This window comes from Leifsonia sp. McL0618, assembly GCF_049994905.1.
Lineage (GTDB): Bacteria > Actinomycetota > Actinomycetes > Actinomycetales > Microbacteriaceae > Diaminobutyricibacter.
The window spans coordinates 1410615-1423726 of sequence record NZ_CP188258.1 but is presented as its reverse complement, the minus strand read 5'-3'; the positions used below and the strand labels follow the sequence as shown (position 1 = coordinate 1423726).

Below are 13112 nucleotides of genomic sequence, written 5' to 3'. Positions count from 1 at the left end.
GTCTGACCACACTTGAGCAGCACCAGCACCATTCGACCAGCACGATTCGACCAGTACCGGAGGCGCCATGACCGTCGCCGACCGTCGCGCGTGGGAACTGGTCCTCTCCCACATCGAGACGCAGCTCGTCGAAGGCCGTCTGCAGCCCGGCGATCACCTTCCGCCCGAGCGAGCGCTCGCAAGCGAACTCGACGTCGGACGGTCGAGTGTGCGCGAAGCCGTGCGGGTGCTCGAAGTCATGGGGCTCATCCGCACGCAGACCGGGTCAGGACCCACCTCGGGAGCGATCATCGTCGCCCGGCCGAACGGCGGAATGCAGGCGCTCATGCGGCTGCAGGTCGCGGCCAGCGGCTTCCCGGTCGCCGACGTCGTGCGCACCCGCCTCCTGCTCGAGACCGCCGTCGTGGGCGAGCTGGCCGATCTCGCCTCCGATCGTGCCGATGCCCCCGGCCTCGCGGACGCGCTGCAGCTCCTCGACGCCATGGATGCTCCCCGGCTGACTCCGCAGGAATTCCTCGCCCTCGACGCACAATTCCATCTCGCCCTCGCCGTCGCTGCAGGCAATCAGGTCGTCTCGGCCGTGATGGCCGGTCTTCGCACCTCGATCGAAGGCTACGTGCGTGCCGGCGCCGAACGGCAGCCCGACTGGGATGGCATGGCCGCCCGCCTGCGTGACGAGCACCGCGGCCTCGTGTCGGCCATCCGCGCCGGCCATGCGGACCTCGCGCGCACGCTCGTCCACGACCACATCAGCGGCTACTACCGCGACTCACGCCTCACCTCCGCAACGGCCGCACCTAACGCCCAGAACGCCCCCAACGCCCAAATCGCCCAGAACGCCCAGACCGCCCCCAACGCCCAAAACGCCACGACCGCCCAGAACGCAGACAGGATCACGCACCATGGTTGAACGCCGAATTCCCCGCCCCCGCGATCTCGCCCCCCTGATGAAATTCAAGAAGCCGGAGCTCGACGGCAAGAAGCGGCGCCTCGATGCCGCACTCACGATCGCCGACCTCCGTGCGATTGCCAAACGGCGCACCCCCAAGGCCGCGTTCGACTACACCGAGGGCGCAGCGGAGGCGGAGATCTCGCTCGCCCGTGCCCGCCAGGCTTTCGAGGACATCCAGTTCAACCCCTCGATCCTCCGCGACGTCTCGACCGTCGATACCTCTCGTGAGGTGCTCGGCGCCCGGGTGGCGCTCCCGTTCGGCATCGCGCCGACCGGGTTCACGCGCATGATGCAGACCGAAGGCGAGCGTGCCGGTGCCGCCGCGGCCGGTGCTGCGGGCATCCCCTTCTCGCTGTCCACGATGGGCACCGCATCCATCGAGGACGTGAAAGCGGCGAACCCCGAAGGGCGCAACTGGTTCCAGCTGTACATGTGGAAAGACCGCGAGCGCTCGATGGCCCTCGTCGAGCGGGCCGCTGCCGCCGGGTTCGACACCCTTCTCGTGACGGTCGACGTACCGGTCGCCGGCCAGCGGCTGCGCGACACCCGCAACGGCATGACCATCCCGCCGACCCTCACCCCGAAGACGATCGTCAACGCCATCCCGCGTCCAGCCTGGTGGATCAACTTCCTCACGACCGAACCCCTCGCCTTCGCTTCGCTCGACCGCTGGTCGGGCACCGTCGCCGCCCTCCTCGACTCGATGTTCGACCCGTCCGTCACCTTCGAAGACCTCGCGTGGATCAAGGACCAATGGCCCGGCAAGCTTGTCGTCAAGGGCGTGCAGAACCTCGACGACGCGAAGAAGCTCGCCGCGCTGGGCGTCGACGGCATCACGTTGTCGAACCACGGTGGTCGCCAACTCGACCGCGCGCCCATCCCGTTCCACCTCCTGCCGGATGTCGTGCGGGAGGTCGGGCGCGACACCGAAGTCCACCTGGATACGGGCATCATGTCGGGTGCCGACATCGTTGCCGCGATCGCCCTCGGTGCGCGGTTCACGATGATCGGGCGCGCCTACCTCTACGGCCTGATGGCCGGCGGCCGCGAAGGCGTCGACCGCACCATCGAGATCCTCGCCGGACAGATCGCCCGCACGATGCGCCTCCTCGGTGTCGCATCGCTCGACGAGCTGAACCCGGGTCACGTGACGCAGCTCGCCCGGCTCACGCCGCTCACGCCTGCGGCGGCCGACGCTGCGCGGGTGGTGGATGCCGCCCCCAGCGCACCTGCACGCCGCGCCCCCGCGAAACGGAGCGTTTCCGGCCGCGCTGCTGCCCCTGCAGCTGCAGCAGCTGCGACCAGAACCACGGCGACGTCGCGGAAATCGGCTTCATCGGCGAAGTCGGCTTCATCGGCGAAATCGCCTGCGTCGGCGAAACCGCGGACTACTGCCGAACCGCTGACTGGTACAGAATAGGCGCGGACCCGCCGACGAGCGCATCAGCGGCGTCGAGCAACGGCTGCGCCCAGTTTTCTGAGCTTTCGAGTCGAAGGAGACCCGATGAGTCGGACCATCCATCATGTCGCCGTGCTCGTCCTCGAGGGTGCCAAGCCGCTCGATGTCGGCATCCCCGCGCAGGTCTTCTCGAACCGTCCGAGCATGCCATACGACGTGCGGGTGTGTGGTGCAGCACCCGGACTCGTCAGCGGTGGCGACGGCCTCTCGTATCACGTCGCCGATGGGCTCGAAGCGTTCGATCTCGCCGACACCATCTTCATTCCCGGGTACCGTGAGCCTGCATCCACAGAACCGCCCGCCTCGGTCGTGCGGGCGCTCACCGCTGCCCACGAACGCGGCGCCCGTCTCGCCGCGATCTCGACCGGTGCGTTCGCCCTGGCGGCCACCGGCCTCCTCGACGGCAAGCGTGCGACCACGCACTGGCATTACGCGCAGGCGCTCGCTGTGAAGCATCCGCTCGTGCATGTCGACGAGAATGTTTTGTTCGTCGACGAAGGCGACGTGCTCACCTCGGCGGGGGCCGCATCCGGGATCGACCTGTGCCTGCACCTGGTGCGGCGCGACCACGGGGTCGGGCTCTCCAACCTCGTCGCGAGACGGCTCGTGGCCGCACCGTATCGCAGCGGGGGCCAGGCGCAGTATGTTCCGCGGAGCATGCCCGAACCTCTCGGCGACGTCTTCGCGGGGACGCGCGAGTGGGCACTTGCACATCTGGCCGAACCGCTGACCCTGGAGGCGCTGGCCCGCAATGCTCGCGTATCTGCGCGGACCTTCTCGCGGCGGTTCATCGAAGACACGGGTTACACACCGATGCAGTGGGTGTTGCGTGCACGGGTGGATCTCGCTCGCGAGCTCCTCGAGCGCACCGACCTCGGTGTCGAGCAGATCGCAGATCGCGTGGGCCTCGGTACCGGTGCGAATCTCCGGATGCATTTCCAACGCATCCTCGGCACCTCACCGACCGAATACCGGCATACCTTTTCTGCCTGAGGACGGTAGCCGGCCGGTGTAACGGACCGGGCGCTTCTGGGGCGCTGCTGAGGCGCTGCTGGGGCGCAGCTGGGGCGCAGTAGGCCGCTGGCGTGAATCTTGCGTCGGCTGTCTCACGGTGTGGCGTGATTCTTGCGCATAGTGTCGTTCAGGCCACTGTTGGCTGGGGCGCCGCCGGGCGAGCATGGACGGCAGAACGAAAGGAACCCTTCTATGACCCGCATCGCCATCAACGGATTCGGCCGTATCGGACGAAACAGCCTGCGCGCCCTCCTCGAACGCAACAGCGACCTCGAGGTCGTTGCCGTCAACGACCTGACCGCTCCCGAAACCCTCGCGCACCTGCTCAAGTACGACAGCACGAACGGTCGCCTGGGCCGATCCGTCGAGGTCGACGGATCCGACCTCATCGTGGATGGTCGCCGCATCATCGTGCTCGCCGAGCGTGAACCCGCCAACCTGCCGTGGGCCGAACTCGGTGTCGAAATCGTGCTCGAGTCAACCGGTCGTTTCACCTCCGCGGATGCCGCACGCGTCCACCTCACTGCCGGTGCCAAGCGTGTGCTCGTGAGTGCACCATCCGATGGAGCCGACGTCACCCTCGCCTACGGCGTCAACACCGATGCGTACGACCCGGCCGAGCATGTGATCGTCTCCAACGCCTCGTGCACCACGAACGCTCTCGCACCACTGGCTGCCGTGCTGGACGACCTCGCCGGCATCGAACACGGCTTCATGACCACCGTTCACGCATACACCCAGGAGCAGAACCTGCAGGACGGCCCGCACCGCGACCTCCGTCGCGCTCGCGCAGCCGGTGTTAACATCGTTCCCACCACCACCGGTGCCGCCAAAGCCATCGGTCTCGTGTTGCCCAAGCTCGACGGCAAGCTGTCGGGCGACTCCATCCGCGTTCCCGTGCCCGTCGGGTCGATCGTGGAGCTGAACACGACCGTCTCGAGGGAAGTCACCCGCGATGAAGTGCTTGCGGCATATCGTGCCGCTGCCGGCGGCAAGCTCAAGGGCATCCTGGATTACGCCGATGAGCCCCTGGTTTCGAGCGACATCACCGGCCTGCCCGCCTCGTCGATCTTCGATGCCGCTCTCACCCGCGTCGACGGCAAGCACGTCAAAGTCGTCGCATGGTACGACAACGAGTGGGGCTTTTCCAACCGCGTCATCGACACTCTCGAGCTGCTCGCGCGCTGATCGGTGAGGTGACCGGGACTATTGCGGATCCCTCCACAGGCGGGCGTTTCTGAAATCTATCCACAGGTAAAATGCTGATCAAGGGATGTTTATAAACCGGAGCGATTGTCGGTGGCTGCTGGTTGGGTTAAACCATGACCTTCCCAGCCGGCCACGACGTCGACGACATCGCTGCGGCGCTCGACGCGCTGCGCGCCATCAAGGCGAGAGCGGATGCGCAGGCCCGGTCGGATGCGCAGGCCGGGTCGGATGCGCAGGCCGGGTCGCTGACGGAAGCCCAGCGGCTGGTGCAATCGCTGGCCGCGCTCGGCGCTGTGCGGGCGGCGGCGGAGAGGGCCGCGCTCCGGCAGGTCGCCGCGCTGGAACAGGAACGCCGTATCGATCCCGACGCCGACCCGGTCCGGGCGGCCGGCCACCCGGATGTCGGCTCCCTGCTGGCGGAGTTGTGGCGAACGAGCCTGCCCGCGGCCCGGCAGCTGTGTGCTGTGGCGCGGGCAACCGCTCCCCGGTACTCCCTGCAGGGCGAAGAACTGCCGGCTGAGTTCCCTGAACTCGCCCAGGCGCTGCTCGATGGTAACCCTGTGGGCGCGGACGCTGCGGACGCAGCCATGGTCGACGCAGACGCCAATCGGGAAGGCATTCCGGCACCGCGGCTCTCGGTGGAGCAGGCCGCGGTGATCGTCCGGGAGCTGGCGAAGACCGGCCCGGGCTGCACCCTGGAGCAGCGTGCGATGGGTGAGCGCGTACTGGTGGACCACGCACCGGGGTTAACGGTGGAGCAGGTGCGCAAACTCGCGGTCCAGGTGCGGGACCGCCTCGACCAGGACGGCACCGAACCCCGCGAACAGATGCTGCGTCGGCGCCGGTCGCTGACGATCACCACCACCCGCGCCGGAATGGCCCACATCAACTGGTACCTCGACCCCGAATCGGCCGGGCACGTGGTTCCCCAGATCACCGCATACGTCAGCCAGGACTACCGCACGACCGGCGACCAGAAGCAGACGCCCAGTGCCGGGGTGTGTTTCCGGGAAAGTTCCGAACCCGATGTTCCTGATGGTGAGACGGCGCCCGACACCGACATTCCCGAGTCGCGCAGTCTGGCGCAGATCCGGTCGGATGGCGCCGTCGAGGTCTTCCGCCACCGGGCCGGCTGCACAACCGGTCTCACCACCCCGCCGGTGACGATGATCGTGCGCGTCAGCCTGGCCGACCTGCGTGCCGGGGCCGGTGCGGCGGAGATCGACGAGATCCCGACTCCGGTGTCTGCCGGAACCGCCCGCCGCCTCGCCGCCGACGCCAACCTCATCCCCCTGGTGCTGGGCCGCGACAGTGAAGTCCTCGACCTCGGTCGCAGCAAACGCCTGTTCAGCCCCGCCCAGAAACACGCCCTCGCCGAACGCGACGGCGGCTGCGCCTGGACCGGCTGCCCGCATCCACCCGCCTACACCCAGGCGCACCACATCCGCTGGTGGGACCGCGACGTCGGCCCCACCGACCTGAACAACGGCATCCTGCTCTGCTCGCACCATCACCACCGGATCCACCAGGACGGCTGGGAAATCACCGTGCGCGACAACACCCCCTGGTTCACCCCACCGGCACACCACGACCCCACCCGCACACCCCGCCGCGGCGGACGCCTCCGCATCCCCGAAAGCGCACCACCATGACGGCGCACACCACGACTCCGCGCACCAGGACCCCCGCAGAGTGATTCCGCCCACGATGAGTCCGCCCGCCACGATCCCCCGCAGCACGATTCTGCGCACCATGAGTCCGCCCACCACGATCCCCCGCACCATGATTCCGCCCACCACGATCCCCCGCACGATGATGCCGCCCACCATGAGTCCGCCCACGCGGCATCGAGGCGAGCACCCCGGAGACAACCGGGCGCATCCTCACCAGCACAGGCCACGTCGGCCGAACACCACGGTCTGACTACCGCATGCCCCGGACCCTCAGAAATATCACCCGATGGAACTGCTCATGCAGCGACGACAGCCGACCTCACCAGCTGACCGGCAGCGCCTTGCCTTCTTCGTACCCTGCCGCGGACTGAATGCCGACCAGCGCCCGATCGTGGAACTCGACGACACTGCGCGCACCCGCATAGGTGAACGAACTGCGCAACCCGGTCGTGATCATGTCGAGCAGGTCCTCGACCGAAGGTCGAAGGGGGTCAAGGTAGATCCGCGAACTCGAAATGCCCTCGGCGAAGAGGGTCTTGCGGGCGAGTTCGTACGCGTCCAGACGCTCGAACCGCTGCTGCACGGCCTTGGTACTGGCCATCCCCCAGCTCTCCTTGTACAGCGCACCGCTCTCGTCTCGGTCGAGCGTCCCGGGCGCTTCAATGGTCCCCGCGAACCACGACCCGATCATGACGGATGCGCCACCAGCGGCAAGCGCGAGCGCGACATCCCTCGGGTACCGCACCCCACCATCCGCCCACACATGCGCACCGAGCTCACGCGCGGCCGCCGACGCTTCGAGCACGGCAGAGAACTGGGGCCGCCCTACAGCAGTCATCATTCGCGTGGTACACATCGCCCCGGGTCCGACACCGACCTTGAGGATGTCCGCCCCGGCCTCGACAAGGTCACGCACCGCCTGGTCGGTGACGACGTTGCCCGCAACGATCGGCAGACCGAGCCCAAGGCCTTTGACGATCTCGATGGCGCGGCGCATACCCTCCTGGTCGCCATGCGCGGTGTCGATCACGATGACGTCGACACCGGCGGCCGCGAGCGCTTTCGCCTTGCCACCGACATCACCGTTGATGCCGACAGCGGCAGCGACACGCAAGCGTCCGTGAGCATCCATCGCGGGCTCGTAGATCGTGGAACGCAGCGCGCTGCGCAGACTGAGCGTCCCGATGACCTTTCCGTGCTGAAGGACGGGCGCGAATTCGAGACCGGCGGCGCTCATCACGTCGAACGCGGCACGCCCATCCGTGATGTCGTCAGCGTCGAGAGAGGCGAGCGGACCGTGCAGGAGGTCGCCGAGCCGGGCATCCGGAAGGGCGCTCCCCAGCTGGGAGGCAGAGATGCACCCGATGAATTCGCCGGAGTGGTCACGGATGATGATGCCGTGCCCTTCCACGGCAGGGACCCGCCGCAAGGCGGCAGCGACGGTCTCTTCCGGGGCGAGGACATAGGGCGTGTCGAAGGCGACCGGTTGGGCCTTGACCCAGCGGATGGCGTCATCCAGGTCCTGCAGGTGCATGTCCTGCGGGAGCACACCGATTCCACCACGACGCGCGAGAGTCGCCGCCAGGCGTTTGCCCGTGACGGAATTCATGTTGGACGACACGATGGGGATGGTCGCACCCGTCCCGTCACCGGGAGCGAGCGAGACATCGAGTCGGCTGGTCACGGACGAACGGGACGGAACCAGGAAAACATCGGAGTACGTCAGATCGTGACTCGGGGTCGTCCCATAGAACTGCATGGGAATAACGCTATCCCCATAGCCAGTCGCCCGCAGCCCTCCGGCAATGGGATTAGGCTTGAGGACTGGACGGAAACGGGTGGTCGCAAGCCACCTGATCGAATGCGAAATCAATGGAGAGAGTGGGCGATCGGCTGTGTCGAGCCAATTGACCGGTGTGGGAACCGACGACGGATCGTCGGGCGAATTCGGAGCCAATGAGTGGCTCGTGGACGAACTCTACGAACAGTTCATCGTCGACAAGAACTCGGTCGACAAGTCGTGGTGGCCGATCCTGGAGACGTACCACCCAACCGTGAAAGACGACGGCACGGCACCCGCCGCATCGACGGAGCCGGCAGCACCGACCCCGCCCGAACCGACCGTCCCGACCCCGACGGAACCGACATTCCCGACCCCGGCGGAACCCAACCCCCCGGCACCGGCGGAGCCGACCGAGGCAGCGGCCACGGCAGCACCCACGCAGGCAGCGGCCACGGCAGCACCCACGCAGGCGGCCCCCTCCCAGGCAGCGCCGACCGCGCCGTCCGCGCCCGAGAACGCCGCTCCCCCGGTAGAGCCCCGCCCTGTGACCGCACCGATCCCTGTGATCGGCAACCAGCCGGTCGCCCGCACGACATCGATCGCTCCAAAGCCACAGCCTGTCCCGGCCGACGCACCGGTCACAGCACCGCAGCCCATCATCACCGGTGCGACGGCGCCAGAAGAACCAGAACCGCAGGACATCGTCACTCCGCTGCGCGGAATGTCCAAGAGCCTCGCATCGAACATGGATGCGAGCCTGACGGTCCCGACGGCGACGAGCGTCCGCACCATCCCGGCCAAGCTCCTCATCGACAACCGCATCGTCATCAACAACCACATGCGGCGCGCACGCGGTGGCAAGGTGTCGTTCACCCACCTGATCGGGTGGGCACTCGTGCAGGCGCTCAAGGAGTTCCCGAGCCAGAACGTCTACTACGAAGAGGTCGACGGCAAGCCGTCGGTCGTCGCACCAGCCCACGTCAACCTGGGCATCGCCATCGACCTGCCCAAGCCCGACGGCAGCCGCGCACTCCTCGTTCCGAGCATCAAGCGCGCAGACACGATGGGCTTCGGCGAGTTCCTCGCCGCCTACGAAGATCTCGTCACCCGGGCGCGCAACAACAAGCTGACGGCGACGGACTTCGCCGGAACAACGATCTCGCTCACCAACCCGGGCGGTATCGGCACGGTGCACTCGGTCCCGCGCCTGATGCGGGGTCAGGGAGCAATCATCGGCGCAGGCGCGCTCGAGTATCCCGCCGAGTTCCAGGGCGCGAGCGAGCACACGCTCACCGAGCTGGCCATCGGCAAGACGATCACACTGACGAGCACATACGACCACCGTGTCATCCAGGGTGCGGGCTCGGGCGAGTTCCTCAAGATCGTGCACGAGATGCTGATCGGAAAGCGTTCCTTCTACGAAGACATCTTCTCGGCGCTGCGCATCCCCTACGACCCGATCCACTGGGCGCCGGACATCAGCGTCGACCTGGCAAGCGCCGTCGACAAGACCGCTCGCGTGCAGGAGCTGATCAACGCCTTCCGCGTCCGCGGACATCTGATGGCCGACATCGACCCGCTCGAGTACGTGCAGCGCTCGCACCCCGACCTGGACATCGCAAGCCACGGACTGACGTTCTGGGACCTCGATCGCGAGTTCGTCACGGGTCAGTTCGGCGGCGACAAGCGGCAGATGCTGCTGCGCGACATCCTCGGTGTACTCCGCGACTCGTACTGCCGCACGATCGGCATCGAGTACATGCACATCCAGGACCCGGCCCAGCGCCGGTGGATCCAGGAGAAGGTCGAGCGCAAGTACGAGAAGCTCGCCCACGACGAGCAGCTGCGCATCCTGGGCAAACTGAACGAGGCGGAAGCGTTCGAGACGTTCCTCCAGACCAAGTACGTCGGCCAGAAGCGGTTCAGCCTCGAAGGCGGCGAGTCCACCATCGCGGCCCTCGACACGATCCTTCAGGGCGCTGCGGAAGAGGGCCTCGACGAGGTCGCGATCGGCATGGCCCACCGCGGCCGCCTCAATGTGCTGACCAACATCGCGGGAAAGACCTACGGCCAGATCTTCCGTGAATTCGAGGGCACACAGGATCCCCGCACGGTGCAGGGCTCCGGCGACGTCAAATACCATCTCGGCACCGAGGGCACTTTCAAGGGTGCGAACGGTGAAGAGATCCCGGTCTACCTGGCAGCGAACCCGTCGCACCTCGAAGCGGTCGACGGAGTCCTCGAAGGCATCGTGCGCGCGAAGCAGGACCGTCGCCCGGCAGGAACCTTCCTGACCCTGCCGATCCTGATCCACGGCGACGCGGCGATGGCAGGACAGGGCATCGTGATGGAGACCCTCCAGCTGTCCCAGCTGCGGGCGTACCGCACAGGTGGCACGATCCACGTCAACATCAACAACCAGGTCGGCTTCACCACTTCGCCGTCCGAGGCGCGCTCGTCGGTGTACTCGACGGATGTGGCCAAGACGATACAGACGCCGATCTTCCACGTGAACGGCGACGATCCCGAAGCGGTCGTGCGCGTTGCGCAGCTCGCGTTCGAGTACCGCCAGGAGTTCAAGCGCGACGTGGTCATCGACCTGGTGAGCTACCGTCGTCGCGGACACAACGAGGGCGACGACCCCTCGATGACCCAGCCGCTGATGTACAACCTCATCGAGGCGAAGCGCAGCGTCCGCAAGCTCTACACGGAAGCACTCGTCGGACGTGGCGACATCACCCAGGACGAGTTCGAGCAGGCGCACCGCGACTTCCAGGAGCGACTCGAGCGCGCGTTCATGGAGACGCACGCGGCCCAGACCAACTCGATGCCGATCATCACCTCGGACGCCAAGGCGGTCGCCGACCTCGAGCGTCCCGCCCAGCAGCGCGAGGATGGCGCAGGCGAGCCGGAGACGACGGGTGTCAGCGACGCGGTCATCCGCCTCATCGGTGATGCCTTCAACAACCCGCCTGAGGGTTTCACGGTCCACCCGAAGCTGCAGCAGCTGCTGGCGAAGCGCCTTGACATGAGCCGCAACGGCGGAATCGACTGGGGCTTCGGCGAACTGCTCGCGCTCGGTTCGCTTCTGCTTGAGGGCACGCCGGTGCGCATGGCCGGCCAGGACACGCGGCGAGGCACGTTCGTCTCGCGTCACGCGGTGCTGCATGACCGCGCGAACGGACAGGAATGGCTGCCCCTGGCGAACCTCAGTGACAACCAGGCCAAGTTCTGGATCTACGACTCGCTCCTCAGCGAGTACGCAGCCATGGGCTTCGAGTACGGCTATTCGGTGGAGCGACCGGATGCACTGGTGCTCTGGGAGGCTCAGTTCGGCGACTTCGCGAACGGTGCGCAGACGATCATCGACGAGTTCGTTTCGTCGGCGGAACAGAAGTGGGGCCAGCGCTCGTCGCTCGTGCTGCTTCTCCCCCACGGCTACGAGGGCCAGGGACCGGACCACTCGTCCGCACGGATCGAGCGCTACCTGCAGCTGTGCGCCGAGAACAACATGACCGTGGCCCGGCCGTCGACACCCGCGTCGTACTTCCACCTGCTGCGTCGTCAGGCCTACGCCCGCCCGCGCAAGCCGCTAGTGGTCTTCACCCCGAAGGCGATGCTCCGTCTCCGCGGCGCGTCGAGCGGTGTGGCCGACTTCACGTCCGGCAAGTTCGAGCCGGTGATCGACGATGCACGCATCACCGACCGCGGTGCGGTGCGCCGTGTCCTGATGATGGCGGGCAAGCTCTACTACGACCTGCTGAACGAGCTGGAGAAGAACCCCAACCCGGCGATCGCGCTCGTACGCGTCGAGCAGTACTACCCACTGCCGGCGACACAGCTCAAGCAGGTCGTGGAGTCGTACCCGAACGCCGAACTGGTCTGGGTGCAGGATGAGCCCGAGAACCAGGGGGCATGGCCGTACATGATCCTCGAGACCTCGAAGCTCGGTCCGCGCCCGCTCGGCGTGATCTCCCGCGCACCGTCGGCTTCGCCGGCCGCGGGTTCGGCCAAGCGTCACGCACAGGAGCAGGCGCAACTCATCCAGCGCGCGCTCACCCTCCAGTAGGCGCCAGGCACCGCCAGGCACCGCACACACATGAAAGGCCCCGGACGGCGTCCAGGGCCTTTTTTGTGCCGGGGGTCGGTCGTAGGCTGGCGACGAGCATCCGATCGGTGCCATGACGTGCCGGTGCGACCCGGCGGTAGGGAGACGAATATGCCCGTCCTGACAACGCACCGGCTCGGCGAACCATGCTGGGTGGACTTCATGAGCAACGACGTCGCGGCCTCCCGCGACTTCTACTCGGCCCTTTTCGGCTGGGAGGCTCGCGTCTCCGATGACGGTCAGTACGGCGGGTACGTCACCTTCCACAAGAACGGCCACAACGTGGCGGGCCTCGGCGGCGCGATGGGCGGCTCGGATGCACCGAACGCGTGGACGACCTACCTGCTGGTCGAGGACGCCGAGTCGACGGAAGCGTCGGTCGTCGCGGCGGGCGGCCAGGTCTTCGCACCGACGATGACCGTCGGCGACCAGGGCAGGCTCGCAGTCGTCGGCGACCCGGGCGGCGCGGCAGTCGGCCTCTGGCAGGCCGGCCAGCATCGCGGCTACGAACTCGCCGCGGAGGTCGGATCGATCGTCTGGCACGAACTCAACGCGCGTGACTTCGACGCCCAGGTCGCGTTCTACAGCGACATTTTCGGCTGGAAGCCCGCAGTGCTCAGTGACACGGAAGACTTCCGCTACGTGACGTTCGGTCCCTCACCCGACAACCCGGTCGGTGGCGTCTACGACGCGGCGGCGGTCCTTCCGGCGGGAATGCCGTCGAGTTGGCTCGTCTATTTCGGGGTCGACGACGTCGATGCCGGTGCGGCACGCGTCCGCGAGCTGGGTGGCGCGGTCGTGCGCGAGCCCTGGGACAGCGAGTTCGGGCGATTCTGCCAGGTCACCGACACGACGGGAGGGTTCTTCGTCCTCAGCTCGGTGATGGCCGGCTGAGCACCGACCGGCCGGCCCGG

At 67.2% G+C, this 13112-nt stretch carries 7 protein-coding genes and 1 pseudogene; 7 read left to right on the top strand and 1 reads right to left on the bottom strand.

Going from position 1 to position 13112, the window contains the following annotated elements; genetic code table 11:
* Positions 1 to 67: 67 nt before the first annotated feature.
* The 5 genes and pseudogenes from ACPPVQ_RS06795 to ACPPVQ_RS06775 all read left to right on the top strand — a co-directional run bounded on the left by ACPPVQ_RS06795 (position 68) and on the right by ACPPVQ_RS06775 (position 6286).
* On the top strand, positions 68 to 910 hold the full coding sequence (locus tag ACPPVQ_RS06795; protein WP_426519920.1) for a FadR/GntR family transcriptional regulator: 843 nt from the start codon (positions 68 to 70) through the stop codon (positions 908 to 910).
* Positions 903 to 2126, top strand: a pseudogene (locus tag ACPPVQ_RS06790) (alpha-hydroxy acid oxidase); the annotation flags it as partial. The gene ACPPVQ_RS06795 and the pseudogene ACPPVQ_RS06790, both read left to right, overlap by 8 nt.
* A gap of 330 nt (positions 2127 to 2456) precedes the next feature.
* On the top strand, positions 2457 to 3404 hold the full coding sequence (locus ACPPVQ_RS06785) for a GlxA family transcriptional regulator (protein WP_426519918.1): 948 nt from the start codon (positions 2457 to 2459) through the stop codon (positions 3402 to 3404).
* 213 nt (positions 3405 to 3617) lie between these two features.
* Positions 3618 to 4613 carry a type I glyceraldehyde-3-phosphate dehydrogenase gene (gene gap / locus ACPPVQ_RS06780; RefSeq protein ID WP_426519916.1) on the top strand — a complete coding sequence of 332 codons (996 nt, stop codon included), beginning with the start codon at positions 3618 to 3620 and terminating at the stop codon, positions 4611 to 4613.
* A gap of 134 nt (positions 4614 to 4747) precedes the next feature.
* On the top strand, positions 4748 to 6286 hold the full coding sequence (locus ACPPVQ_RS06775; protein WP_426519914.1) for a DUF222 domain-containing protein: 1539 nt from the start codon (positions 4748 to 4750) through the stop codon (positions 6284 to 6286).
* 340 nt (positions 6287 to 6626) lie between these two features.
* On the opposite strand, the gene ACPPVQ_RS06770 is transcribed toward ACPPVQ_RS06775, so the two are convergent.
* Complete coding sequence (locus ACPPVQ_RS06770; RefSeq protein ID WP_426519912.1) at positions 6627 to 8066, bottom strand: GuaB1 family IMP dehydrogenase-related protein; 1440 nt, start codon at positions 8064 to 8066, stop codon at positions 6627 to 6629.
* Between the two features lie 136 nt (positions 8067 to 8202).
* On the opposite strand from ACPPVQ_RS06770, the gene ACPPVQ_RS06765 reads away from it, so the two are divergent.
* Together ACPPVQ_RS06765 and ACPPVQ_RS06760 are read left to right on the top strand one after the other, a co-directional pair.
* Positions 8203 to 12159 carry a multifunctional oxoglutarate decarboxylase/oxoglutarate dehydrogenase thiamine pyrophosphate-binding subunit/dihydrolipoyllysine-residue succinyltransferase subunit gene (locus ACPPVQ_RS06765; protein WP_426519910.1) on the top strand — a complete coding sequence of 1319 codons (3957 nt, stop codon included), beginning with the start codon at positions 8203 to 8205 and terminating at the stop codon, positions 12157 to 12159.
* A gap of 150 nt (positions 12160 to 12309) precedes the next feature.
* A complete protein-coding gene (locus ACPPVQ_RS06760; protein ID WP_426519908.1) occupies positions 12310 to 13092 on the top strand; it encodes a VOC family protein in 783 nt (260 codons plus the stop codon).
* Positions 13093 to 13112: the final 20 nt, after the last annotated feature.

Excerpts from the sequence above, each read along its gene's own strand:
- ACPPVQ_RS06775 (WP_426519914.1), top strand. The coding sequence starts at position 4,748 with ATGACCTTCCCAGCCGGCCACGACGTCGACGACATCGCTGCGGCGCTC.
- ACPPVQ_RS06770 (WP_426519912.1), bottom strand. The coding sequence starts at position 8,066 with ATGCAGTTCTATGGGACGACCCCGAGTCACGATCTGACGTACTCCGAT.
- ACPPVQ_RS06795 (WP_426519920.1), top strand. The coding sequence starts at position 68 with ATGACCGTCGCCGACCGTCGCGCGTGGGAACTGGTCCTCTCCCACATC.
- gap (WP_426519916.1), top strand. The coding sequence starts at position 3,618 with ATGACCCGCATCGCCATCAACGGATTCGGCCGTATCGGACGAAACAGC.
- ACPPVQ_RS06785 (WP_426519918.1), top strand. The coding sequence starts at position 2,457 with ATGAGTCGGACCATCCATCATGTCGCCGTGCTCGTCCTCGAGGGTGCC.
- ACPPVQ_RS06760 (WP_426519908.1), top strand. The coding sequence starts at position 12,310 with ATGCCCGTCCTGACAACGCACCGGCTCGGCGAACCATGCTGGGTGGAC.